Raw genomic sequence first — 24,601 nt, 5'->3', positions numbered from 1 at the left:
ACTTATTCACACCTTCCCTAGGAAAAGCAGTCGAGTCTGTCAAAAGTACCTAGCGCTTAGTAAGTAAGACTCAAATTAAGTTTTACTCGATTTCTAACGTCACCGTATTACGCCCATTTAATTTCGACTTATACAGCGCTTTATCTGCACGAGCCAAAATCGAATTTTCATCGTCAGCGGCACGATACGCGCTAATCCCAAGGCTGACAGTAAACGATGGAATATGCGTCTCTTCCATCGTTTCGATATGAGTACGAATTCGCTCTCCTACCTGCTCAGCTTTTTCTAACGATTGCTGAGGTAAAAGCACGGCGAACTCTTCGCCACCCATTCTAAAAAGCAAATCAGACTTCCTCAAACAAGTGTTTAGCGATGTCACAAAATACTCGAGCACTTTGTCGCCCAGTTGATGGCCATACTCGTCGTTAATCTTTTTAAAATGGTCTATATCGAGCATAATCAAACTGAACTCAACGCCACGTTGCGCTAAGTCCAACGACTCTTTAATCTGTTCATCCCATTTATGTCGATTATACGCCCCAGTCAATTTGTCTCTTGTTGCGAGCATCATCAACTGCCTCTCCACCTCCATTCTGCCAACCATTTCATCGGAAAGTCGGCGTACCATTTTCTGAAGGTCTTGCTCTAGCTCACCAAGCTCATCTTGTGGTTTAACGCCTGCTGCGTTTGACGGGTTTAGCTCAATAGGGCTGCCTTTTTCTAACGATTGATGAATCGTCTCAACTTGATAATGTATCCGCATAATTCTCAATCGAATGATCTGTATAATATAGACGGTTAACAACAAGCCTATTACAAAAGCGCCAACACCTAATAAGCCATTGATAAACATAAACTCGCGCTCATGCTTTTCCGTATAGCGCGCGGCCTCAAGAGACAATGATTCGATTTGATGTAAAATCGAATTCATACTCCCATCAAGTTGTGCAGCAATCGTTTCTATTTCTCGCCACTTATCCTCTGATAGGCTGCTTTCATTCAGAACAACGGCGAGACGCTTCTCAAACAGATCACTAATTTGATGAAACCTGTTTATTTCATCTAGAAGCTCCTCATGCTCTATCAATTCAAATCTAACTCGATGGCGATCAATGTTCTCACTAATCACATTCGTTGCTCGGTTAAGCAGCTGGACAAGTTCCGCTCGGCGATCAGAGAATTGTGCTTTGGGGTCAAGAGAATGCTGGTCAAATCCTCCTAAACGACGAAACTGTTCCATAAAGACATGTTGCTTAAGCTGTAACATTTCAGCCTGCTCCATTACCTCATTAAGAGGAATATCGACTTCCGCCACCTCTTTCATTTCGTAGTCGATCAAGCGAAGTTTGTATATCGAAAAAATAATAACAATAAAAAGAAAAGATAGGAGAACAACAAATAAACTGCCGATTTTTCGGTTTAGCGACGCATTTAGCCAATGAAGCATAGAACTCTTCTGCCAATAAGGTTAACAACAGGAATTATAGGATGGAAACACCACTTTTACGACGAGTTTAGTATTGGTTCAAACACAGAAAACGTTACGTTTTGAAAAGAAGCGATTATACCTTTCCAACTTTTTCCGTATTGTTGGAGTACGCTCTCGCTAAAGCGCACGTTGCCTTGGCGTTTTTTATCTTAGGCAACAATAATTCCGGTTTTACGCTCGCAGCCTGTTGCGCGGCGTACAATGCAGCGGACTCCGCCACACCATACACTCCAACCGTTTTATAGACATATTCTGAATGAGTGCTTAACAAGGGTGTCATTGTCGTTAGCTCATCCACAGAATAAGTGGTAAAGGTCCAGCCATATTTATGAGCCAGCGCGATAAGGTTAGTCTCATCTGACTTGATGTCGATACTACACAAAGATTGAATATCTGTTGGTTTCAATCCCTTAGCAGCCAATGCCTCAAGCATCAAGTCTTCTAAAAACGTTAACGGACAATTGCGTTCACATCCCATTCCAAGTGTATAAATGGGGTCAAGATAAGCATTCGCGGTTGTCATCACCAATTGAGTATTTAAATCTGCTAGCAAGCTTGCAACGTTATTAGCCAGTTGATTTGCACCACCTTCATGGCCTGACAGCAGAGGAATAACAAAGTGCCCTAACTCATCCATCACGAGCACAGCAGGGTCGGCAAGCTTACTTTCTAACACAGGTGCTAAGGTTCGAATAACGATGCCCGTCGCGCACACAAAAATAAGATCATCATTCTGCTTAAAGTAGCTTTGAACCGTTTCACCAAATGGCTTTGGGCAATGGTGGGTCTCGCAGTCTTTGAGGCGGTTCGCCAGCACATCTGCCAGAGAGCGTCCTCTATCAGTTAAAGAAATAATACGAATCATCGACTGTCTCGATCATGCCGAGTAACAACAAATAGAGAAAAATAAGGTCCCGCCGATGGAATTAACTCCCTAACATCCGTCACAATATGCTCGTTTTCCCTACCAATGTACTCCAAATACTTTGCATCAAGCAGTCGGTCGGTTCTTCGCAACGCTTCAAGAATTCTCGGACGAGCAGAACCCGCTTTCATAATTACAACCGAGTCATGCTGCTCAAGTGCACTTTGAATATCACTGTCGCTGTGTCGTCCACTTACAACCGCGAATGACTCTTTTAAGACAGTTAAAGGGTGCTTCAACGCCGATGCAGCGGCATTAACGCTCGAAATACCAGGGACAACTTGACAGTTAAAACTGTCTTCGAGACGCTCCATTAGATAGGTAAAAGAACCGAAGAACAAAGGGTCACCTTCACACAGAAAAGCAACATTTCGGCCTTGCTTTAAATGCAAAGCAATTTCTTTTGCACCTTGATCATAAGCGACATTTGCCTTGGTTCTGTCCATCGACATTGGCATTGGAATAACAACATCAGAATACGATGAATAGCGTCTTTCCATTGCAATACACGCAATTTTTTTAGCTTGGGAAACGCCTTGTTCGTTTGCCAAATACGCAACAACTGGCGCATGTTCAATCAGGCTTGCCGCTTTCAAGGTCAGTAATTCAGGATCACCGGGGCCAACGCCAATACCAACAAAGGACCCTAAGGTACTCATTTATTTTTCCTTTTATATCATCTGATGATCTTTGCACGACTTCATGCAAAGGTCTTAATCTATCTTGCTTATTTTTGAGCACTCACTCGCTTTTGGTATCGCCACAATGTCACTGGTAAAGCAGGTTTCCGCATTTTACTCCCCGCCAGTGTTTCACTGCGAGCTACTTGAATGGTGACACTTTCTAATTCAGCATCGTCTGCTACTTCTCGAATATTAGTGAAGTTCATCGCTTCCAATTGAGTTGTATCGGTTACGGAACTGAGCAACAACACACCGTGTTCGGGAAGAGAGTCCCAGTTAACTCGCAGCAACTCACCCAGCTCACCATCACTGCCACCGATAAAAATTCGATCCGGTACAGGTAATAATTCTAATGATGCCGGTGCGCGTCCTTGAATCAATGTTAGGTTTTGAGCGACTCCGAACTTTTCCTGATTTCGTTTTAGGCAGTTAAAACGCTCTGGATGATGCTCTATGGCATAGATCTGCGCTCTTGCATTCCAATAGGCAAGTTCGATACTAACGCCTCCACACCCAGCACCAACATCCCAGATAACGTCACCTTCTTCTGCCCCTAAATACGATAGAATCGCCAAACGCACTTCTCGCTTGGTGATCATTCCCTTGCCTTGACCCTTATCGGTGACATATAAGTCATCAGGAAAACCCGGCGTCGAAGGAAGCAATGCTTGCTGACCACTTACCTCAACAAGGACAACATTAAGAGAATCGAAAGCACGTTCACTGTCTTGAAGTTGATGAGCAAAGAAAGTCTCGACGTTCTGATCGGAATAACCAAGCTTTTCGCACACAGTAATTCGACTCTCACCGACATTTGCTCGAACACACTCTTGCGCAATCGCTGCTGGGTGACTGTGGCTGTCCGTCAGTAAAACTAATGTTTTATTTTTATGGAGATGCTTTCGAAGCGACGCCAGTGGTCGGCCATGGACACTGACGACATGTGCGTCTTGCAGCGATACGCCTGACTGGTGACATGCTGACTGAATGCTCGACACATTTGGATAATAGGTCACATCAAGGTGTGAGAAATGACATTTCACCCACGAGCCAATACCGTAAAAAAGCGGATCACCAGATGCCAGAACAACAACCCGCTTAACGCGACTTTCCTTCCAGCTCGTTAGCACCTCTTTCAGTTCAGATAACTTAGGCAGTATAAACGGCGTTGCAGAATGGCAGCCAAATACGGTTTTTAACTGGCGTTCGCTGCCAACTAATCGATCGTCCTTTGTTAGGCTTCGAATTAAAGTAAGAGCTTCTAGCGAGAGCGCTGCATTTTGTGCGACTCCCAAGCCGATGACGTGAATTTGCATCAGTAGTACTCGCCCCGATTACAGCGAAGTAACGCATTACAACTCGCGGAGGTGACAGCACTGCCACCCATTTTCCCCACCAGCGTAATACATTCAATTCCGAGTGCTTCATGAACCTGCCATAAGGCTTCTTTCGACTCTGCCGCACCGACAAAGCCAACAGGCATACCGATCACCAAAGCCGGCTTAGGAGCACCTAACTCGATCATTTCCAAAAGTCGAAAGAGCGCCGTTGGCGCATTGCCAATCAAAACAATACTGCCCTCTAACTCATCACCCCATAATTTTAACGCCGCCATTGAGCGAGTTTCACCGCTAGCTTTTGCCAATTCAACCGTCTTAGGGTCGTTCAAATAACAAAGAGGTGGCGTGTCGATCATCCTTTTTGTCACACCTTGCTTCACCATTTCTACGTCACACAATATGGGCTTACCATTCGCTAACGCTTTTCGGCCAGCATCACACGCACGTTGGCTAAATCTGACATTCTGAGCAACATCTGGGAAACCTAAGCTGTGAACGATCCGCATCACCACCTGCAGTTCATCGGTAGAGAATGCACTTAAATCAGTGCACTTACGGATCTGTCTAAAACTTTCTTGCTCAATCGCCTGAGGATTCGCTTCATATTGAAACTGTGTATAGAGGCTATTTTCTAGCGGGTGTTTCACTGCTGGGCGCTACCTTGTTGTGTCTCATCATACCGATGAAACTGGTGTCTAAAATCAATAATGGAGGCGATTATCTCATCCTGAGAAACGTATGTCGCCGATGCCGTTTCCGTTATTGGCCTTTTACGCATAAGGACCGGCAAAAACAGCTCTCGTGCAGCTTCAAGTTTAGCGTATGTTGAAACGCCACCACTGTTTTTACTGACAATTACATCCACGTTATTGTCGCTTATAAACGTGCGTTCGCTCTCTAAATCGAACGGGCCAATGGCCTTTCTCCAAGAGATTCGAGCGGGTATATTAAACTTAGGGGGAACAGCCGTTCGCCAGTGAACGACCTCAACGCCACAAAGCGCCGCAATAGATTGTATAAAAGGCTCTGAATGCTGGCCTGCACTCAGTAAAGGCCTTTTAAAGTTCGATAACGCTGCTTGTAACTCATCGTCGTTTTGATAGTACGTCCAATTATCGCCTTTCATTCGCTGCCACTCTGGGCGTAAAAAACGCCAACACGTAATACCAGCTTGACGAGAAGCGCTAACAGCCGTATTCGCCATTTTTTGAGCGTATGGATGCGTTGCATTAATGACTAGGCTAATTTTGTGTTCGACAAGATAACGCTCAAGACCACCGAATTGAGTAAAGCCACCAACGAGCACCTCACATCCTAGCTTGGGGATGCGAACCAAACCAGCAATAGAATAAACCACCTGCAAGCCTTTTAAGTGAAGCTGATCAGCTAATTGGCGAGCATCCGCTGTGCCACCTAGTAATAGAATTTTCAACGCTTTTGTTTACTCCTAGAGACCTTCGCTCGAAGGTTGCTCCTAAATACAAGCCCTAAATTAAAACCCTAAATTTAAATCTTAGCTTTAAAAAAATGACCGAACTTGCAGCTATCCTTTCGCATACCCAACAAATTCGCCTTTTCGGTCGATTGCGTACACCTCCAATTCCATAGAAGCGGGGATATATGTTCGACAGAAAAGGGCTGCTTGGTGACAAACCGCATCCGCTAACGAAAGCCCTTCGCTGCTCGAAAAAGCCAATGCTTCAATACTGGTATTCGCCAAGCGCATCTTTTCTTGAAGAGCGTCAGACGCACCTAACGACATCGCCGTGTCAGCCAGTGCATTGAGGTTAATCGACGAGACACGGCTATTTAGATCCATGTGATGTTGTGCCAGTTTGCTGATTTTACCAAAACCGCCGCAAATAGAGAGTTTTCGAAGTTGTGAATTTTTCTCTACTTTACGAATATGTTTCAAGACAGCACCAACAAAATCCCCCATTTCAATCAACGCCATGTCGGTTAGCTCATGGCGCGCCTTGATCGCGTTTTCGCTGGCATTTCCTGTTGTTGCGGCAATGTGCGCTAAGTGATTCGCTCTAGCAACATCAATGCCCTGATGTATCGAAGCAATGTAGGCAGCACACGAAAAAGGTCGAACAATGCCGGTCGTCCCTAAAATAGACAAACCGCCAATAATACCCAATCTAGGGTTCATGGTTTTTTGAGCAATTTGCTCGCCATTCTCTACGCCGATCGTCAGTTCAAAACCGCCATCATAGCCATAGTTCTCAGCAAACAAACTCAAGTTCTCAGACATCATTTTTCGAGGAACTGGGTTGACCGCAGGTTCCCCGACGGCAAGTACCAGCCCAGTTCGGGTGACGGTCCCAACCCCTTCTCCCGCAATGAAGGATACGCCTTTTTCAGAAGTGAGACGCACTTGCGCCCAAACGGTTGCGCCATGCGTTGCATCGGGGTCATCCCCAGCGTCTTTTATCGTCGCCGTTTTTACCGAATCTGCATTATATTGATAATACAAAATAGGTTGTGACACCTTTTGCCCTTTAGGAAGCAGTACAAACGCTTCGGGATCTTCACGCTTTGCAATCAAAGCTTGCGCCCCCGCCAAAACGCAGGCTGTCGCGCAGGTACCCGTCGTCAATCCAGTTCTAAGAGGTTTGCTGCTTTCCTCACTTTCGGGCCACATAAGTCGCTATCTTTCGCTGAAAATAGCCGCAATTGCGGTTAAGTTAGATGGGAAAAAGAAATGCAGGTAACTTGCCGTTAGCCCCTTTACTTGATAAATCGGTTCACCCGGTGCGGGATGTCGTTGACGTCGTCCGTACCCAACAGGCTCCGGCGTATTCGCACTTCTTGAGCGATGATGGGCATGCGCTCTAATTGCACCTTGTGGACAGTCAGCCGTTTGCATTCCCTGACAGCCGCGTTTGCCTCGCATGGCCCCCTGACCTTGCAATATACCAAGCATGGGCAACGTATTTTGTTCTAAGTCAGTCAAGCTTTCAAAGCAGTAAAGCATGCCGCCACATTCTGCAAGTATGGGTTTACCCGTTTCAAAGAAGGCACTCAATTCTGTTTGAATGGATGTGTTTTCAGCCAGTTTATGAGCATGCAACTCTGGGTAACCGCCCGGTAACCACACAGCATCGCATTGTGGTAAACGTGAATCATGCAACGGCGAAAAGAAACAAACCTTAGCTCCTAGACGCTCTAATGCATCAAGATTCGCCTGATAGATAAAACTAAATGCAATGTCTTTCGCCACCGCGATCGTTTTCCCGCTCAAGATAGGCTCGACGACACTCGCTTCATAAGAGTGATCTGGCGCGGAAAACACAACTGGTTCGGGCAAAGACAATAAACCTTTATCGTCCGATTGACACAGCCAGTCAACGGCCGCATCAAACCTCTGCTCAAGTTCCTGCGTCACTTCTTCCGCTTGAACCAGTCCTAAATGTCGTTCCGGTAACGTAACCTCCTCGTCGCGTTTTAATGCCGCGAGCAATGGGACCGTTTCGGGCAGTGCATCTCGTATAAGCTGCGCATGACGCTCACTGCCACAACGATTCGCAATAAGACCCGCGATTGTAATATCTTCTCTAAACGTCGCTAAGCCATTCGCAATCGCAGCAGCCGTTTGTGCCATGCCTTTTACATCCATCACAATGGCCATCGGAATACCAAAACAAGCCGCTAGATCGGCAGACGACGGTTCGCCATCGAACATCCCCATTGCACCTTCAACCAGTATCAGGTCGGCTTCTTTGGCCGCTAAAAACAATCGTTCCTGACAATAAGCTTCGCCTGCCATCCAGATATCAAGTTGCTCAACAGGGTTCCCCGACGCTTGTGCAAGTATGAGAGGGTCCAAATAGTCTGGTCCTGTTTTGAACACTCGAACCGTTTTCCCCAACTTCGAATAATGGCGAGCAAGCGCGGCAGTAATTGTCGTCTTACCTTGATTAGACGCTGGCGCAGTTAAAAACAAGGCTGGACAGGTTACTTGATCTCTTTGGTGTAAAGATGTTTCTATATTCTCTGAAGGCATAACGCTACTTAGTATTCGTCTCTTGAGGTTATTGGTGTTTTTACATTCGAATGCGACTAGAACTCAATACAACCAAATTTAATTAACATTGGATATCAACACGCCAGTAGTTGTTCAAGCGTATAATATTCGGCCCCCAGCGCATGGGCAAATTGAGCCCCTTTTCCTCTTTTTATTGAGGCAAGCTCCGTGTCCAGCCAAATGATTTTGCTGTCGATATTAGGGACTTCTGAAATCGACATCTGACTACGCCCATCCGTCATTATATACGCATTTATCTCTAATCTGGGTGACTGTTTACGAAGACTGCGTATCTCGTTTTCAAGTTTTTCTAGCGCAGCCAGTAAAGGCGTTCCGCCACCCGCGGTTATTTCGTCTAGCAATATATCAATGTCTTTGGGTGAACGAACTTTAGGTAAAATAGTCTCCACTTGCCCTTCTCCAAATCCAAAGATAGCAAGTTGCTCTCGCGCTAAATACGTTTGGCGAGCAAGCGCCAAAATAACGCCCTTCGTCTTCGAAAAGACCGCCTCTCCTAAGACAGAAGCCGAGGTGTCGAGCATAATAATATTTAAAACGGTACGTCCGGTTTTGTCTTTCGCTCTAATTAGTTTAGGAGGCCACTGATGCGGTGAAAGTGTGAGCGTTCTTGTCCAATCAATTGAGCTTGAAAATGACGCTTGATTCGGTCTGTACCCACCAGACTCAAGACCAGACTTTCGGCTGGTTTTATTCGACATTATTCCACTGTTCGAAAATCGCTGCGTTAACAAAGAGCGATCGTGTCCAGTGCGTTTAAGCATTGGATCTAAGGCAATTGCAGCACTTGCCTTTTGTAATTCCGGAGGAAGGCCACCCCAATCTTGGTCAGAGGCGGCTTGCGGCTTTCCCGAGGCATTATCACCTTTTTCCACAGAAGGCGGTGCTCTATGAGAATCGGGCGGGCGTCGACTACTCGGTGGCCTTGAGGAAGAAGGCAGAGCAGACTCGCTAGACCCACTTTGAGAAGGTTTGTTATTAGAATGGGCATGACGACGGTGCGCTAAAACTAACTCAGCGACAGCATGAATGTCCTCAACGGTCACAGAACTTACACTGCGCCACGCCGCATGCGCTTGCGCTGCGCGCACCCAAACAATATCTGCGCGCACACCATCAACATTAGCATCATGACATCGCGATGCTATGTCCATTCTTAACGCGTCAGAACATTTAACTTGATTCAACCGCTGACGTGCCGATTTTATATTTTGTCTCAGCGTCTTTTGTTTAAATTTAAACGCATCACGAAACGCCCTTGGGTTATGATCAAACTCCTCGCGCAATCGAACAATCTGCACACGTTCTTCCAAGCTATACTGGTTCGACAACTCCGCCATTAGTCCAAAACGATCTTTGAGTTGCGGTCTTAACTCCCCTTCTTCAGGGTTCATGGTTCCGACCAGTAGAAATTTTGCTTCATGCTCGTGACTGATGCCGTCTCGCTCTACTCGGTTTACGCCACTTGCCGCTACATCGAGTAACTGATCAACAAGGTTATCAGCCAACAAGTTCACTTCGTCGACATACAACACGCCGCCATGCGCTTTAGCCAATATGCCCGGATGGAAATCTACTTTTTTTTCATTCAGAACTCGCTCTAAATCAATGGCGCCCAATAGGCGGTCTTCACTAGTTCCGAGCGGCAAGGTAGCAAACGCGATAGGGCTCTCATCATCGATCGTAGGCAATACATCAGATAGCCCTCGTGCAAGTGTTGACTTAGCTGAACCTCTCGGCCCGCTAATCAAGACCCCGCCAATTTTTGGGTTAATCGCACATAAAATTAATGCAAGTTTCAGAGGTTCTTGTCCCGCTACCGCTGCAAAAGGGAAAGTTAGGTGCTTAAAATCTGTCATGTATCGCCATAGAAACGTTTAATTAATTTTGAATGGTCTAATTTGGCTAAAAAATAGTGTTATATAAAGCAGCACTATAATAAACAAAGCTGCCACCTAGTTCCGAAGCCTTCCTAAGAATACCGCGTTTTCACAAATATTGAATTGCTAATTTTTCATCGAAAAGCGCAGAGAGTTCAGGACAAAGCCTTTCTCATCGTTGTGTTCTCAAGCAAAATCCCGCCACGATCAACCTGATTACGTTTATGCGGGATAAAACCACGGCGGAGAAAGAACTCATAGGCAATATCAGAAGACTGCACGTACCAGTGCGATTTGGTTGAATACTGGTTTTTCACCCAGTATTGCGCTTGATCAAATAACTCATTGGCGATGCCTAACTTTTGATTCAAAGGACAAACATAAAGCAAATCGATATCTGAACTTTCATCTAGTTCAATAAAGCCAAGACAGCTCCCTGTCAGCTCACTGCGCGCTAGCCATATTGTGTGATTCTGCAACCGATTACGCCACTCTAGCACGGAAAGTCCCGCTGGCGCCCACGCGGCTTTTTGCTCTGGTGTATAAATCAAATCCGGAATGCCGTGCACACTTCTAAAAAATATGTCCTGTAGCTCTTTAATGACACCTTGATCCGCTTTGAGTCTACTTGTGGTCAGTTTTTCTACGTAATACGTCTGCATATTTTTTTATAGATGACTTACGGCACCCTGTGGCCTTAAATTCATATTTAACTCGGTTGATTTCGCCCTTGTCGCTCCGAAGCTTTTGCCCACGCTGGCGGTCGATGATATCGACCAACAACCGAACTTAACAAAATAAACGCAACGAGAGAATAGGCTAAGCTTTGAATGCTAAACACCATCGCTGCCGCCATTAAAATACAAACATCGGCGGTCAGTGTGGTACGACTAGCATGAATATCAAATCGACGCTCTAAATACACAGAAAGAATGTTTAAACCGCCTAATGACGCATTATGGCGAAACAATATGATGAGACCAAAACCGACCAACAGTCCACCCACAACCGCAGCGAGAATAGGTATCATATCAATGCTGACATAAAGCCGCATCAACTCAGAAAGCAAAGACAATAAACTCACTGAGATAAAGGTTCTAATGGTAAACGCCAGCCCTAATGCTCGCCAAGCAAGAACATAAAACGGAAGGTTCAATATAAAGAACAGCTGACCAAAAGTCAGATCACTCAGCTTGTGCAGAATCATTCCCGCGCCTGCTGTGCCACTGATAAGAAAACCGGCTGAATTCAAGATATGGAGACCGAGTGCAACCAGCACACAGCCTTCTACGATGGATAACCAACGGTGAGTGGTACTCATACTATTTCCTCAAATAAACAAACTTTTGATTTGTGTAAGAATGGCAACACACCTCTTTTGAAGGTTGTTTACAGTCACTTGGAAGTCAAAGATCTGGTGAGATCTTCATCTGCGGATATGCAGAAAGTATTCCAATATTCTCAGCCTATTTTTATCACTAAAAATAGGTGTTTGCACGAGTCTTTATAAAATAAAATATAAAATGAGACCTTTGCAAGACATCTCGAGCGAAGCCAATACGACGCGAAAGTAGACAAAAAAGCAGAGTTTACGGGCTATAAATGAATATTTTGAGTCTATTTAAAGCCCTGTATTGTAGAGCGCTGTTGAAGAGCACAGTCATCGTGCAAAGGTCTTAACGTCTACGCTTCGCGGGTTTCGTTTTATTAGCCTGTGTGCTCGGCCCTTTCTTCGGCCGCGTAGGAGTAGCACTGCCAGTCACTGGACGCCCAGCCGATGATGCATCGTTTGCTGATTTGCGTCTATTACGCTCGGCCTCTTTAATATTTTTGTCTGTCGGGCGATTACTGGTGTGTGAAGCACCCGTACGTTGCCCAGGTTTTGCTTTCTTTGGTCGACGAGGCATCTGCTTATCTTTATCCTCAGCTGGAACAAGTTTATTCGGTCCATTACCAATTAAATCCGCTCGCCCCATACTTTTTAGGGTATCCCTCAAGTCAGCCCAGTTACTCGTGTCGTGATAACGCAAGAACCCTTTTTGAACCGTTCTCTGCTTATAATCTTTCGGCGTATAGACATCTTCACTCTTATAAGTAACACGTTTAAGAGGGTTCTTACCTGAGTGATACATCGCTGTCGCAAGTGACATTGGCGAAGGGTAAAATGTCTGCACTTGATCCGGTTTAAAGTCATTTTTCTTCAACCAAACCGCTAAGTTCATCATATCTTCATCTTCGCAGCCCGGATGTGCCGCGATAAAATACGGTATCAGATGCTGCTTTTTACCCGCTTCTTTCGAGTACTTATCAAACATTCGTTTAAAGTTGTCGTAGGTTCCCATGCCAGGCTTCATCATTTTCGACAACGTGCCCTTTTCTGAATGCTCAGGCGCTATCTTTAACAGCCCACCTACATGATAGGTCACCAGCTCTTTGACGTACTCAGGGTCTTCTACTGCAAGGTCGTAACGAAGGCCGGAGGCAATAGAAACCGTATGAATACCCTCTACTTTTCGAGCTTTACGATACAGCTGAGTCGTTGGGCTGTGGTCAGTATTCAAGTTTGGACAAATTTCAGGATACACACATGAAAGCTTACGACACGACGCCTGTATCTCATCGTCCTTACAATTTAAGGTGTACATGTTAGACGTTGGACCGCCTAGATCTGAAATGTGACCGGTAAATCCTGGGACTTTTTCTTTGATTTGCTCAATTTCATTGAGAATAGATTCATGTGAACGGGATTGAATGACACGCCCTTCATGTTCCGTGATGGAACAGAACGTACAGCCCCCGAAACAACCTCGCATAATATTGATCGATGTTTTGATCATATCGTAAGCAGGGATACGGGCTTTTTTGTATTTAGGGTGTGGAACACGAGCATATGGAAAATCAAACACCCCATCCATCTCATCCGTTTCCAATGGAATTGGCGGCGGGTTAACCCAGATTTCTTTCTTACCATGCTTTTGAATCAAAGCACGTGCATTATGCGGATTAGACTCTAAATGTAGAATTCGAGAAGTGTGCGCATAGAGCACCGGATCTTTTGACACTTTCTCAAAAGACGGTAAACGGATGTATGTTTTATCAGCCTCAAGCTTTTCACCTCGCCTTAGTGGCGCAGGAATAACTCGAATGGGCATGACATCGTCGTCTTCGTTCGCGTCTTTTGTCTGACACTTACCTTCTGGGATATATTCATAAGGGCTGTAAATCTTATCAACCTTCCCAGGCCAATCCACTCGACTTGAATCAATCTCAGAAAAGCCGCCCGGAGGTACATCACGGACAAGAGTTGTGCCTCGAACATCGGTGACCTGATTCATTTTTTTGCCAGCAGCAACTTGTTTCGTAACCTCAACGATTGCACGTTCTGCGTTACCGTATAACAAGATGTCTGCAGTTGAATCAATCAATACGGATCGTCTAACTTCGTCACTCCAATAATCATATTGAGCGATTCTTCGAAGGCTTGCCTCTATACCACCAATCATCACAGGGACGTCATTAAACGCTTCTTTACAGCGTTGAGAGTAGACAATAACCGCTCTATCTGGTCGTTTTCCACCGATTCCATAAGGCGTGTAGGCGTCATCGTTTCTTACTTTTAGATCAGCAGTATAGCGGTTGATCATCGAATCCATGTTTCCAGCCGTTACACCAAAATACAGATTGGGGCGACCTAGACGCATAAAGTCTTCTTTATTTCTCCAATCTGGCTGATCAATAATGCCGACTCGATAGCCTTGAGCCTCCAACAAACGACCCATTACCGCCATCCCAAAACTCGGATGGTCTACATACGCGTCTCCAGTGACAATAATGACGTCACAGCTATCCCAACCGAGAAGGTCCATTTCTTCTCGTGTGGTCGGCAAAAATGGAGAAACGCCGTAGCACTCAGCCCAATATTGAGGGTAAGAAAAAAGATTCGGTGCGGTTTTATGTCGTTTTATCATGAGGTACTCAGTTGCAAATCTAGCGGCCATCTTGCGCGTAAAACGCACAACAATTATCGGCTCATCTGATCCGCTATTTTAGTCGTAAACTTAGAAAACGCGATTATCCCAGAAAAACGGTCAGGTATACAGCACCACGTCCGATAAGACTAAAATAGATAACAGTACCGAGGATTAAAACATAGCCTCACTACAACTCGTCTGGCAATACTCGCCAAACGCTTTCCTCAAAGTACGCATACTCACTTTCTTTATATCGGCTGTTTGTTTGAACAAGGTCCTCACTGGCGATCTTATGAATATTACGTTGCCAAAGGGATGCTACGTCGTCATCCGAAACTGAGAACGGAGGCGTGTCAATATTGCCGTCATGATGCAGACTGATCATCAAAATGTGGGCGTCTTCGCGAAGACAAGCGCTTACCTTTTCAACATAGCTCTGCCGAAGCGTACTGGGCATAGCTACCATTGCAGCTCGATCATAACAAGCATCGAACACCTTACCATCGAAATCGAAAATGTCTCCTTCGAATACTCTCAGCGTCATTTCGTTCGCACTGTGAAGTTTTCCATAAGCCGTCTGTTCTGTCGTGTACGCTAAGTCATTGTCACCAAAAAACTCGACAACCGCGAGCGAAGAAAGCTCAACGCCTGTGACATCATACCCTTGCTCGACCAACCAGATCAGATCATTTGATTTACCACATAGCGGTACCAAGACTCGACTTCCAAGAGGCAGATTAGGCCAATATTGAATCAGCGACTGATTAACCTCATTTTCATGGAAACCGATACGTCCAGTATTCCATCGATCCAACCAAAACTCGTTTGTAATCACAATCTTCTCACCTTTTTATTCACCCTGTTATCTTCGCAAAGCAAGTATGATAAAAGTATGTCTAAAAACACAGTTTGGATCAATTTGCGCATTTTTTCTCAAAATTTTTCCTTATGACAAACAAAATCCAAATTTCAAACACAATACGTTAGGAGAAAGCCGTGGCGTTGGAAAATGCTCCAGATCATATTAAATTGGCAGTCGATTTGATCGATCTATTAGAAGAGAACCAAGTTTCGACAAAGACAGCGATCGAAGCGCTAAAGATCGTGTTACGTGATTTCGAAAAAAAGCAGGCGAATAAAGTGACTAGTGAAAGTTAACCTTTACGACGTCTATTCCCATTGATACAAGCAAAGAAATACAGTCTAAAAAAAAGAAAAAGCCATAGTAGATTGAGTACTATGGCTTCTGTTTTCATAACAGCGACTTACGTCCGCTGAGGTCCACTCTACTTTTTCGGAGCGTAAGGGTTCTCAGACGAACGGAATTCAAAGCTGATTGGCGTACCAGTAATATTCAATACCGTACGAAACTTATTCTCTAAATAACGTTTGTAGCTGCCAGGCAAGGCATCTGTCTGATTGCCATGCACAACTATTCTTGGAGGATTTGATCCACCTTGGTGAGCATAACGCAGCTTAATTCTTCGTCCCTTAACCATAGGTGGCTGGTGCTCTGATACCGCATCTTCCAAGATTTTGGTTAGCCTATTCGTAGACCACTTCGAGTAACAAGAATCGTATGTTTCTTCAATCGTATCGTAAAGATCACCAACCGCAGTACCGTGCAATGCCGAGATATAATGAACTTTAGCGTAGGGAACAAAACCTAAACGACGCTCCACTTCTTTCTTAATGTGTTCGCGCTCATCTTTTTGCATTCCATCCCATTTGTTAATCGCGATAACTAAGCCTCGGCCTGCATCAAGCACATAGCCAATCATATGAAGATCTTGTTCTACTAGATCCTCATGGGCATCGATTACGCAGATCACAACGTTCGCATCTTGAATAGCTTGCAACGTCTTAACGATGGAGAATTTTTCAACAGCCTCTTTTACATGTTTACGACGCCTAACCCCTGCAGTATCGATCAAAGTGTATTCTTTATCGTGGCGCTGATAAGGTATATACACACTATCACGGGTTGTCCCTGGCATGTCGTATACAACAACCCGGTCCTCACCCAACATACGATTGACTAGCGTTGACTTACCTACATTGGGGCGACCTACAACGCCAATACGAATACCTTTTGACTCAAGCTGAATTTGGTCTCGCGCTTCCGCTACCTGTTCAGCAAACGGTGCCAATGCGGTATCAATTAAGCTACGAACACCTTTACCATGCGCGGCAGCGATTGGATATAAACTCCCTAAGCCAACTGAGTAGAAGTCCGCCAAAGCGATATCTTCGTTGATGCCATCCGTCTTGTTTACAACTAAGTAAGTAGGCTTGCTAGATCGACGTAAGTGGTTCGCGATCATTTCATCGGCAGGGTTCAAGCCATGACGACCATCAACTAAAAATAAGACTGCATCGGCCTCTTCAATTGCTTGAAGCGATTGCGAAGCCATTTTTTCATCGATTCCTTGTTCGTCTCCCGTTATACCACCGGTATCTATAACGATGAAATCATGCTCACCTAATTTACCATCTCCGTACTTTCGATCTCGGGTTAGCCCTGGATAATCTGCAACAAGCGCATCACGAGATTTAGTCAGACGATTGAAAAGGGTGGACTTACCTACATTGGGGCGACCAACCAATGCAATAACTGGAATCATTTTTTTACCTATTTAAGTATAAAGCGGCTGTCTGGAAACGGTGTGCTTCAGTCTTATCTACGCTCTGAAGTAGTTGAGGCTCAATCACACCTTTCCTGACCATATTTCAGGAAAGGCAGCCTTGAAAAAGTACACTTAGTAGCAGTTGAGTAGGCCTATATATCGCCTACATAATTAGTAACTAAGTGCTGTAACTTTTGAATCTGGCGTAAGTATAAACAATTGCTTGCCATTAGACACCATACGACTTCCCGGTTTTTGGTTTGTATCGGCAAGTTTAAACGCTTTTATGTCGCCAGATTTAGGGTCGAGAAGAAAAACAAAACCTCCTCTGTCGATAACCGCGATATAATCTCGAAAGAAAGTCGGCTCAGAAAGCTCTCGCTCTTCCATCTCACGGTTTTCCCACATCTGCGTACCATTTAATGCATTTAGAGCAATGACACTGCTATCTTGACTTACAATAACCAATTGATCATTTTTGACAGCCACACCAACCGCACTTGGAATGCTACGCTGCCATTTCAATTTTCCGGTTTCGATCGATAGCGCACTGAGCGTTCCATTGTAGGCAACCGAATATACGGTATCCCCTTTTACAACTAAACGGCCATTAACGTCCGTAAGTCGCTCAATCTCATAACGGCCTTTTGGCTTGCCCACTTCATAGGACCATAACGCCTTACCATCAACCAACGAAAAAGCTTTAAGCTTCCCATCAGCAAACCCTGCTAATACTTTATTACCGACGATGACAGGAACACTCGTGCCTCGAACCGTCAACGCAGGAATATCTTCTTTAGTACGCCAAATCGTATCACCCGTTTTCGCGTCTAATACGCTTAACCAGCCATCGCCAGTTTGCACCGCAAGAAAACCATTATTATACGTCGGCTCAGAAAGTATCTCAGACGTTAACGAGCGCTCCCAAACCACCTCTTTAGTACTCAAAGAGACTGCAACTAACTTTGCATCGTATGTACCAAAATAAAGAAGGTCATCATTTAACGCAACGCCAGCACTTGGCTCGTAGTCCGTCACGAAATAATTTAGGCGACGCCCATCTGTTTGACGTAACTTATAAACGGCACCACGGCGTGTGACAAAAAAGATCCCATCGCCCTTTAATACTGGGTTAAAACGCTCAGTATATTCTCCGTACGATCCATCAACACCTCGACGCCATGATGTATCAAAAAATACTTCCTGATCCATTTGGTCTGGCTCTGGTAACGGAAGTTGTGTAGCACAGCCTTGCAAAAATAACGCGATTAACAAGGAAGACAGCAGCAGTATCTTAGACATAATTAGCTCTTAGCAAGGTCACCCAGTTTAATATCAAGCAAAGGGTGATTTTGCCCCGCTTTTAGATCTTGCTTAGCTTGTTCGTAGGCCGTTCTCGCGTCATCACGCTTGCCTTGACGTACGTAGATATCGCCTTTCAACTCATTCTTTTGAACAGAGAACTCGCTTTGGGTAACCGACTCCAACTTGCTCAACGCAGCGTCAAAATCTTCTTTTTCCGCTAGCAATCGAGCGATACGAATCGTCGCAATTGTTTGAAAGGATTGATCTTCTGTTCCGCTTACCGCCGCTTCCAACGCGGTAATGGCTTTATCGTAGTTTCCTTTACTAACTTCTAGCTCAGCAACAAAGAGTTCAGCGAACATGGCATATCCAGTATCGCTATATTCTTCATTTAGTTGAGCAGCTAACGCCGCTACGTCTTTTTGATTCTTCTCAGTATCTAAGTCAGATGCAGCTTCAATCAAAGTTTGATACAACGAAGAGGCTTCGCTAATGTGCGTGGCTTCATTTGTTTTCCATGCTTGAAATCCGAAGTAACCACCGACACCGACAGCAACAGCAAGAATTAGAGCTGTGCCATTTTTCTTCCACCACGTTTTAAACGCTTCAATTTGTTCTTCTTCAGTTTTTAACTCTGACACCGAATCATCCTCAGGTTACATCTTTGTCTAATTTATCAAAAAAGTGGTTACTGACGATGACTTCGTTTGCACCACTGATTTACATTTTCAAATTATTAGCCCGGCGACCAGGCTAAAAAGAACTCAAGTATTCGCTTACTTTATCTAAAGCACAGGACTCTTGCTGCCCTGTTGTCATATCTTTTATCTGACACTCATTATTTGCGACTTCATTATCCCCAAGGATTAACGTAAATCGAGCACCTGACTTGTCAGCCTTTTTCATCTGGTTTTTAAAGTTACCGCCACCACAATGACGTAAAACCGTTAAATTAGGCAATGCTTCGCGAATAGACTCAGCCAACGAAAACGATGTTAATTCTGCATCCGCGCCCATACTGACAACAAATACATCCGTAGACGCTTTTGCCGCATCAGGAATTAGCTCTAACGTCTCTAACAGTAAAACGAGTCTTTCTATTCCCATCGCAAACCCAACGGCAGGTGTCGCTTTGCCGCCTAGTTGCTCAACTAAACCATCGTAACGTCCGCCAGCACAGACCGTTGCTTGAGCGCCTAAGTGCGTGGTAACCCACTCAAATACTGTTTTCCCGTAGTAATCTAACCCGCGAACAAGCTTACGGTTAATCACATAAGATACATCGTTTGCTTTCAAAATAGCTTGAAGACGTTCGAATTGCTCTTGGGATTCTTGATCAATATACTGATCAAGGCTAGGAGCGCCTTCTAGTATCTTCTGAGTTTTCTGATCTTTCGAGTCAAGAATACGCAATGGGTTCGTCGTCAACCTACGTTGGCTATCTTCATCTAACTCATCTTTGTATTCTGTTAAGTAGTCAACCAAACTTGCTTTGAAGTTTTCACGAGCTTCGGCGACGCCAATGGTATTCAACTGCAACTCGACGTGCTCAAGCAAGCCTAACTGCTTCCAAAGACGCGCGGTTAGAATGATTAGCTCAGCATCAATATCAGGCGTCGCCATACCAAATGACTCTACCCCAATTTGATGGAATTGACGGTAACGACCTTTTTGCGGGCGCTCGTAGCGGAACATCGGACCGACATACCATAAGCGCTGTACTTGATTAAACAGTAAGCCTGCTTGATCTGCAGCCCTAACACAACTTGCGGTCCCTTCTGGACGCAATGTCAATGACTCACCGTTACGATCATCGAAGGTATACATTTCTTTTTCAACGATGTCGGTCGTTTCACCCACACCGCGCTTAAATAGTTCAGTATGCTCAACAACAGGAAAGCGAATTTGATGGTAACCGTAGCTTTTAACCACATTCGCTACCGCATTCTCAATATACTGCCAAACAGAGGATTGCCCTGGCAATATATCATTCATACCTCGAATTGCTTGTACTTTACGACCCACTTTCGTTTCCTTATTGCTTAGCGATGATATTAGAAAGTTCGTTTTCTTTTGCCGCAGCTTTTTCACGAATCATTTTTTCTAAACCATCAACCAATGTTTCATTCTTTAATTTGCTATTTGGTTTACCGTCTAAATAGACCAAATTGTTTGGCGTACCGCCAGTCAAACCTAAGTCCGCCTCTTTTGCTTCGCCTGGCCCATTCACAACGCAACCTATAACAGCCACGTCCATTGAGACAGTGACATCATCAAGACGTTCCTCAAGCTCGTTCATCGTTTTGATAACATCGAAATTTTGTCGAGAACAACTTGGGCAAGCGATAAAGTTAATGCCTCGATTGCGAATTTTTAAGCTTCTTAGCATATCCCAACCGACTTTAACTTCCTGAACCGGATCTGCGGCAAGCGATACGCGCAGAGTATCACCGATACCATCCATCAACATTAGCCCTAGACCGATGGAAGATTTAACCGTTCCTGAACGTAACCCACCTGCCTCTGTTATCCCCAAATGCAGAGGGTTATCTATCTGTGTCGCAATTTTACGGTAAGCCTCAACCGTCATAAATATATCTGAGGCTTTTAGACTTAGTTTATATTCATGGAAGTCTAGTTCATCAAAATACTCAATTTGACGAAAGGCAGATTCGACCAACGCATCGGGCGTTGGCTCACCGTATTTTTTCTGTAAATCTTTTTCTAAAGACCCCGCATTAATACCAATACGGATTGGGATATTTTTGTCCCGAGCACAATCAACTACGGCACGAACTCGATCTTTGTTACCGATATTACCCGGATTAATTCGCAAACAATCGACGCCGTACTCAGCCACTTTTAACGCAATACGGTAATCAAAGTGAATATCCGCCACGAGCGGAACGGACACTTGCTTTCGAATTTCCTTAAATGCTTCTGCTGCATCCATAGAGGGTATCGACACTCGGACAATATCCGCTCCGGCTTGCTCAATAGCCGTAATTTGAGCCACTGTCGCATCAACGTCACACGTTTCTGTATTCGTCATACTTTGAATACTTATAGGCGCACCGCCCCCAACAGGAACGTTCCCAACCATTATTTGACGAGACTGCCGACGCTTAATAGGTGATTCGAAATGCATAGTTCTCTCTACTTGAGCTCAAAACGAGCTAGGTCTTTACGAATAAATGAAGAAAAGTCGAACTCTTCGCCTTTGAATTTAATCGATGATACTCCGCGAGCAAACCCAAGTACGATTCGATAAGGCGCGTTACCATTTAGTTCAAGCGTACTTCCTTTAGACTTCACACCTGAATACAGTATTTTTCCTTTACCATCTCTTACTTCAGTCCAACAGTCCGCACTGAAAGACATTTCTACTTCATAATTGTAAGCAAGGACTGGCTCAGCAACAGGCTTGTTCAAACTTGAATCTTGAGCCGCTTCTTTAGCTACTTTTTCTGGGTCAACTCCAGCCTCTTCTAATAGGGCTTTCGTTTCTGCAGACAAGCCCGTTTCGATATCAGACTCTTCCTTTGTATTTTCAATACGATCTGCATCGTCTAAATTACGCGTTGGAGACTGAGCACTCTCCAACTGGTTACCCGATGCATCACTTGCCTCTGCATTCGGCGCAGAGATACCTTCTTCATTCTTCAGAGATAAATCGCTACCATCAGAGCTAACATCAGCATTTAGACCAACCTGCTCCGATTGTGATTCCGAAGCGGCTTCTTGAACCACTGATTCGACATTTTCTTCGTTTGAATCTTCGTCAAGTGTTGGCAACCAGACCGCTACAAACACAATCACAGCGACAAGAACAATGGAAATAAAGATTACAATTGGATCACCAAAGTTTGCCTGTTTATTCACTTTATCTACAGGTTTAACCGTTGGCTCGGTAGTCGCTTGTTGAAGGTCAAAAGCAGAAAGGATCGCACGAGGGTCAAGAGCCAATAAACGGCAATAGCTCTTAAGATAACCTCTCGCAAAGGTGATGCTACGAAAGAAGTCGAACTGATTGCTTTCAAGCGCAATCACTTGTTCTATCGGCAATTTCAATTCTGTCGCGACCTGTCTTTCATCTAGGCCTAGCGACATTCTTTTCATTTTTAATTTTTTTCCGATGTCCGTTTCGCCAGTATCTTCTGGCAGAACCATCTCTGTCTCATATTCGGTAGTCATTTTTATACCTTGGGTCTCAGGCAAAACAAGGTGGCATACAATAAATGGAAAGAAAGGTCAGTTTCGTGAAGAGTAACTCACGACAGACATTTCCATTTCATTACCTACGTAGCGGGCTTACAAGTGAAGTAATTTACTCATATACGCCGAAACATAAGCTATCGAGCCTGATGTATACTTAAAAGCACACCTTATCAATAATGGCTATTAAAACAAGATTGACGCTTACCATCAAATCTCATTCGCAAAAGAATGCATTTTTTTATCTCGAATTCATAAAGAAGACGAACTTTGACCATTTTTTGACAGCTTTACTGATTCAAAGTTCAAACCTCTCGTTTTATGACTACGATTGATCACCAATTTCACGAAGTTCAATATACTTCTGAGATCGGCGAGTCTTATCATGAAAGTCACCAACCAACTGTCCACATGCGGCATCTATATCGTCACCACGAGTAGTCCTAACTGTCACAGTGTACCCATCATCAGCCAAAATTTTCTGGAACCGACGAGTTTGATTGTTAGAAGGTTTTTCATAACCAGAATGAGGAAAAGGATTAAATGGAATTAAGTTCACCTTACATTCTAAGTCTTTTAGTAAATGAGCTAACTCTCGTGCATGTTGTTCTTGATCATTGACTCCCGCCATCATTGTATACTCAATGGTAATATGGCGCTTATCTGGAAGATTATCCAAATAGTGCTGACACGCTTCCAGCAACTCTTCAATCGGATACTTGCGGTTGATTGGGACTAATTCATCTCGCAGCGGGTTATTGGGAGCGTGCAAAGAGATCGCCAAAGAAACGTCCGTACGCTTAACCAATTCATATATCTTTGGAACAACACCTGATGTACTCAACGTAACGCGACGCTTTGAAAGCCCGTAAGCGTTATCATGCATCATAAGAATCATGGCATCGACAACAGGTTCAAAGTTCATCAGCGGCTCGCCCATCCCCATCATCACAACGTTTGTAACGCGGCGAGGACCATTTGGATCCATTGGCCCAAATGATTTAATAGCAATCCACAACTGACCAATAATTTCCGCTGGCGTCAAGTTGCGGTTAAACCCCTGCTTGCCCGTTGAACAAAAGCTACAATCTAGAGAACACCCTACTTGAGAAGACACACACAGCGTTGCACGGTCCCCGTCAGGAATAAGCACTGTCTCAACACAATCGTTCATGCCACCTTCAGTACGAATGATCCATTTTCGAGTTCCGTCAGTAGAGATATTTTGCTCCACGATTTCCGGAGCACGGATTTCACATATTCCCTCAAGTTTCGCTCTAAGCTTCTTGCTGACATCAGTCATCTCTTCAAAGCTTTCTGCACCTTTTTGATGAATCCACTTCATCACCTGGGTTGCACGAAATTTCTTCTCACCAATCGACTCAAAGAACTCAACGAGCTTTTCTGGAGATAAACCGAGCAAATTAACTTTTTGTGTAGCAGACATGTTTTAACCAATCACTTGCGTATACGCTTTGAGGCTTCTCTACAATAAAGATGCGATAAGCAAGAAATCGCTTGAGAGCCTGTGTTTCAAAATAATAAATACGAAAAAAGCTTCTGAAAAGAAATATGCTTTTCAGAAGCCTCTGAATAAAGGCGCGACGATTTATTCATCACGCCTCTGCAAGTCTATTTACTATAGTAGTAAATAGACTTATTAATTCTTACTTACCGAAAAAGTAAGCAACTTCGCGTTCAGCAGAAGCAGCAGAATCAGAACCGTGTACAGCATTTGCGTCAATAGATTCAGCGTAATCTGCACGCAAAGTACCAGTTGCCGCTTCTTTAGGGTTAGTTGCACCCATAAGCTCACGGTGACGAGCAACCGCGTTTTCACCTTCAAGAACAGAAACAACAACAGGACCAGAAGTCATGAAAGCAACTAGGTCGTTGTAGAAAGGACGCTCTTTATGCTCAGCATAAAAACCACCAGCAAGCTCATCATCCAGTTGGATCATTTTCGCTTCAACGATTTTTAGGCCAGCACGCTCGAAACGAGTGTAGATTTCACCGATAACATTTTTTGCAACTGCATCTGGCTTGATGATTGATAGAGTGCGTTCTAGCGCCATTTTTAAACTCCAATATGTATTTTAATCAGATTCAAACACTGAA

General features: G+C 44.4%; 22 protein-coding genes. 1 reads left to right on the top strand and 21 read right to left on the bottom strand.

Annotation, left to right across the window (positions count from 1 at the left end; genetic code table 11):
* Window positions 1–82: 82 nt before the first annotated feature.
* From MARME_RS06270 to MARME_RS06210, 13 genes are all read right to left on the bottom strand, one after another.
* Window positions 83–1,447 carry a GGDEF domain-containing protein gene (locus MARME_RS06270; RefSeq protein ID WP_013660421.1) on the bottom strand — a complete coding sequence of 455 codons (1,365 nt, stop codon included), beginning with the start codon at window positions 1,445–1,447 and terminating at the stop codon, window positions 83–85.
* 115 nt (window positions 1,448–1,562) lie between these two features.
* Entirely contained in the window at window positions 1,563–2,354 is a 792-nt protein-coding gene (locus MARME_RS06265) for a cobalamin biosynthesis protein (RefSeq protein WP_013660420.1), read from the bottom strand.
* A complete protein-coding gene (cobI, locus tag MARME_RS06260) occupies window positions 2,351–3,073 on the bottom strand; it encodes a precorrin-2 C(20)-methyltransferase (RefSeq protein WP_013660419.1) in 723 nt (240 codons plus the stop codon). The genes MARME_RS06265 and cobI overlap by 4 nt, the downstream gene beginning before the upstream one ends.
* Window positions 3,074–3,141: 68 nt before the next feature.
* A complete protein-coding gene (locus MARME_RS06255; RefSeq protein ID WP_013660418.1) occupies window positions 3,142–4,413 on the bottom strand; it encodes a bifunctional cobalt-precorrin-7 (C(5))-methyltransferase/cobalt-precorrin-6B (C(15))-methyltransferase in 1,272 nt (423 codons plus the stop codon).
* Window positions 4,413–5,084 (bottom strand): precorrin-8X methylmutase, encoded by a 672-nt coding sequence (locus tag MARME_RS06250; RefSeq protein WP_013660417.1) that lies wholly within the window; start codon window positions 5,082–5,084, stop codon window positions 4,413–4,415. Before MARME_RS06250 ends, MARME_RS06255 begins: the two co-directional genes overlap by 1 nt.
* Window positions 5,081–5,869 (bottom strand): precorrin-6A/cobalt-precorrin-6A reductase, encoded by a 789-nt coding sequence (locus MARME_RS06245; RefSeq protein WP_013660416.1) that lies wholly within the window; start codon window positions 5,867–5,869, stop codon window positions 5,081–5,083. Before MARME_RS06245 ends, MARME_RS06250 begins: the two co-directional genes overlap by 4 nt.
* 111 nt (window positions 5,870–5,980) lie before the next feature.
* Window positions 5,981–7,084 carry a cobalt-precorrin-5B (C(1))-methyltransferase gene (locus MARME_RS06240; RefSeq protein ID WP_013660415.1) on the bottom strand — a complete coding sequence of 368 codons (1,104 nt, stop codon included), beginning with the start codon at window positions 7,082–7,084 and terminating at the stop codon, window positions 5,981–5,983.
* A gap of 6 nt (window positions 7,085–7,090) precedes the next feature.
* Window positions 7,091–8,446, bottom strand: coding sequence for a cobyrinate a,c-diamide synthase (locus MARME_RS06235; RefSeq protein WP_013660414.1), 1,356 nt, complete (start codon window positions 8,444–8,446; stop codon window positions 7,091–7,093).
* A gap of 95 nt (window positions 8,447–8,541) precedes the next feature.
* Complete coding sequence (locus tag MARME_RS06230; RefSeq protein WP_013660413.1) at window positions 8,542–10,344, bottom strand: AAA family ATPase; 1,803 nt, start codon at window positions 10,342–10,344, stop codon at window positions 8,542–8,544.
* 176 nt (window positions 10,345–10,520) lie between these two features.
* Window positions 10,521–11,027: a GNAT family N-acetyltransferase gene (locus MARME_RS06225; protein WP_013660412.1), complete on the bottom strand. Its 507-nt coding sequence runs from the start codon at window positions 11,025–11,027 to the stop codon at window positions 10,521–10,523.
* A gap of 47 nt (window positions 11,028–11,074) precedes the next feature.
* A complete protein-coding gene (locus MARME_RS06220; protein ID WP_013660411.1) occupies window positions 11,075–11,686 on the bottom strand; it encodes a YitT family protein in 612 nt (203 codons plus the stop codon).
* A gap of 355 nt (window positions 11,687–12,041) precedes the next feature.
* The gene (locus tag MARME_RS06215; RefSeq protein ID WP_013660410.1) at window positions 12,042–14,333 is read right to left on the bottom strand and encodes a YgiQ family radical SAM protein; all 2,292 of its coding nucleotides are present in this window, start codon (window positions 14,331–14,333) and stop codon (window positions 12,042–12,044) included.
* A 190-nt stretch (window positions 14,334–14,523) separates the two neighbouring features.
* Window positions 14,524–15,171 (bottom strand): class I SAM-dependent methyltransferase, encoded by a 648-nt coding sequence (locus MARME_RS06210; protein ID WP_013660409.1) that lies wholly within the window; start codon window positions 15,169–15,171, stop codon window positions 14,524–14,526.
* A 161-nt stretch (window positions 15,172–15,332) separates the two neighbouring features.
* Between MARME_RS06210 and MARME_RS21790 the strand changes: the two genes are divergently transcribed.
* Entirely contained in the window at window positions 15,333–15,494 is a 162-nt protein-coding gene (locus MARME_RS21790; protein ID WP_013660408.1) for a YbaM family protein, read from the top strand.
* Window positions 15,495–15,622: 128 nt separating this feature from the next.
* Here MARME_RS21790 and der read toward each other — a convergent pair whose 3' ends face one another.
* From der to ndk, 8 genes are all read right to left on the bottom strand, one after another.
* Window positions 15,623–16,960, bottom strand: coding sequence for a ribosome biogenesis GTPase Der (der, locus tag MARME_RS06205; RefSeq protein WP_013660407.1), 1,338 nt, complete (start codon window positions 16,958–16,960; stop codon window positions 15,623–15,625).
* A gap of 174 nt (window positions 16,961–17,134) precedes the next feature.
* Window positions 17,135–18,265 carry an outer membrane protein assembly factor BamB gene (gene bamB, locus MARME_RS06200; protein ID WP_013660406.1) on the bottom strand — a complete coding sequence of 377 codons (1,131 nt, stop codon included), beginning with the start codon at window positions 18,263–18,265 and terminating at the stop codon, window positions 17,135–17,137.
* Window positions 18,266–18,267: 2 nt separating this feature from the next.
* The gene (locus MARME_RS06195; RefSeq protein ID WP_013660405.1) at window positions 18,268–18,909 is read right to left on the bottom strand and encodes a tetratricopeptide repeat protein; all 642 of its coding nucleotides are present in this window, start codon (window positions 18,907–18,909) and stop codon (window positions 18,268–18,270) included.
* 112 nt (window positions 18,910–19,021) lie between these two features.
* Window positions 19,022–20,293 carry a histidine--tRNA ligase gene (hisS, locus tag MARME_RS06190; protein WP_013660404.1) on the bottom strand — a complete coding sequence of 424 codons (1,272 nt, stop codon included), beginning with the start codon at window positions 20,291–20,293 and terminating at the stop codon, window positions 19,022–19,024.
* 10 nt (window positions 20,294–20,303) lie between these two features.
* Window positions 20,304–21,416: a flavodoxin-dependent (E)-4-hydroxy-3-methylbut-2-enyl-diphosphate synthase gene (gene ispG / locus MARME_RS06185; protein WP_013660403.1), complete on the bottom strand. Its 1,113-nt coding sequence runs from the start codon at window positions 21,414–21,416 to the stop codon at window positions 20,304–20,306.
* Window positions 21,417–21,424: 8 nt separating this feature from the next.
* On the bottom strand, window positions 21,425–22,462 hold the full coding sequence (locus MARME_RS06180; RefSeq protein WP_013660402.1) for a RodZ domain-containing protein: 1,038 nt from the start codon (window positions 22,460–22,462) through the stop codon (window positions 21,425–21,427).
* 346 nt (window positions 22,463–22,808) lie between these two features.
* Entirely contained in the window at window positions 22,809–23,930 is a 1,122-nt protein-coding gene (gene rlmN, locus MARME_RS06175; protein ID WP_013660401.1) for a 23S rRNA (adenine(2503)-C(2))-methyltransferase RlmN, read from the bottom strand.
* 220 nt (window positions 23,931–24,150) lie between these two features.
* A complete protein-coding gene (gene ndk, locus MARME_RS06170; protein ID WP_013660400.1) occupies window positions 24,151–24,558 on the bottom strand; it encodes a nucleoside-diphosphate kinase in 408 nt (135 codons plus the stop codon).
* Between the last annotated feature and the right edge of the window lie 43 nt (window positions 24,559–24,601).

The organism is Marinomonas mediterranea MMB-1 (genome assembly GCF_000192865.1).
Classification (GTDB): Bacteria; Pseudomonadota; Gammaproteobacteria; order Pseudomonadales; family Marinomonadaceae; genus Marinomonas; species Marinomonas mediterranea.
The sequence above is the reverse complement of the archived record's forward strand: the minus strand, read 5'-3'. Positions and strand labels throughout refer to the sequence as shown.

Bases quoted from the DNA above. Each gene is read 5' to 3' on its own strand.
- der (WP_013660407.1), bottom strand. From the start codon at position 16,960: ATGATTCCAGTTATTGCATTGGTTGGTCGCCCCAATGTAGGTAAGTCC.
- ispG (WP_013660403.1), bottom strand. From the start codon at position 21,416: ATGCATTTCGAATCACCTATTAAGCGTCGGCAGTCTCGTCAAATAATG.
- MARME_RS06265 (WP_013660420.1), bottom strand. From the start codon at position 2,354: ATGATTCGTATTATTTCTTTAACTGATAGAGGACGCTCTCTGGCAGAT.
- MARME_RS06235 (WP_013660414.1), bottom strand. From the start codon at position 8,446: ATGCCTTCAGAGAATATAGAAACATCTTTACACCAAAGAGATCAAGTA.
- MARME_RS06180 (WP_013660402.1), bottom strand. From the start codon at position 22,462: ATGACTACCGAATATGAGACAGAGATGGTTCTGCCAGAAGATACTGGC.
- MARME_RS06240 (WP_013660415.1), bottom strand. From the start codon at position 7,084: ATGTGGCCCGAAAGTGAGGAAAGCAGCAAACCTCTTAGAACTGGATTG.
- cobI (WP_013660419.1), bottom strand. From the start codon at position 3,073: ATGAGTACCTTAGGGTCCTTTGTTGGTATTGGCGTTGGCCCCGGTGAT.
- MARME_RS06220 (WP_013660411.1), bottom strand. From the start codon at position 11,686: ATGAGTACCACTCACCGTTGGTTATCCATCGTAGAAGGCTGTGTGCTG.
- MARME_RS06225 (WP_013660412.1), bottom strand. From the start codon at position 11,027: ATGCAGACGTATTACGTAGAAAAACTGACCACAAGTAGACTCAAAGCG.
- MARME_RS06255 (WP_013660418.1), bottom strand. From the start codon at position 4,413: ATGCAAATTCACGTCATCGGCTTGGGAGTCGCACAAAATGCAGCGCTC.
- MARME_RS06270 (WP_013660421.1), bottom strand. From the start codon at position 1,447: ATGCTTCATTGGCTAAATGCGTCGCTAAACCGAAAAATCGGCAGTTTA.
- MARME_RS06230 (WP_013660413.1), bottom strand. From the start codon at position 10,344: ATGACAGATTTTAAGCACCTAACTTTCCCTTTTGCAGCGGTAGCGGGA.
- MARME_RS06215 (WP_013660410.1), bottom strand. From the start codon at position 14,333: ATGATAAAACGACATAAAACCGCACCGAATCTTTTTTCTTACCCTCAA.
- bamB (WP_013660406.1), bottom strand. From the start codon at position 18,265: ATGTCTAAGATACTGCTGCTGTCTTCCTTGTTAATCGCGTTATTTTTG.
- ndk (WP_013660400.1), bottom strand. From the start codon at position 24,558: ATGGCGCTAGAACGCACTCTATCAATCATCAAGCCAGATGCAGTTGCA.
- rlmN (WP_013660401.1), bottom strand. From the start codon at position 23,930: ATGTCTGCTACACAAAAAGTTAATTTGCTCGGTTTATCTCCAGAAAAG.